The 212-nt window shown below is 74.1% G+C and carries 1 pseudogene; it reads left to right on the top strand.

Going from position 1 to position 212, the window contains the following annotated elements:
* Positions 1 to 212 (top strand): annotated as a pseudogene (locus WCD41_RS31075) (hypothetical protein); the annotation flags it as partial.

Genomic DNA, 212 nt, shown 5'->3' with positions numbered 1-212 from the left:
CTGTGCCGACACCACCACCGCGCCAAACACGACGCCGGCTGGACCATCACCCAACCCGCCCCCGGCCACTTCCAGGTCACCACCCGCGCCGGCGCCCGCTACACCACCCGACCCCGCCGCATCACCGACCCCCTACCCGCACCCCACCCCGCGGCCACCGGGCTACCGCGACCCCTGCCCCTCCACGAACAGCACCACGACGACCCGTACGA

Origin of the sequence: Actinomycetospora aeridis, from assembly GCF_037400275.1 — a bacterium.
Taxonomy (GTDB): Bacteria; Actinomycetota; Actinomycetes; order Mycobacteriales; family Pseudonocardiaceae; genus Actinomycetospora; species Actinomycetospora aeridis.
Note: the sequence above shows the minus strand (reverse complement) of the source record. Positions and strands in the feature narration are given on the sequence as shown.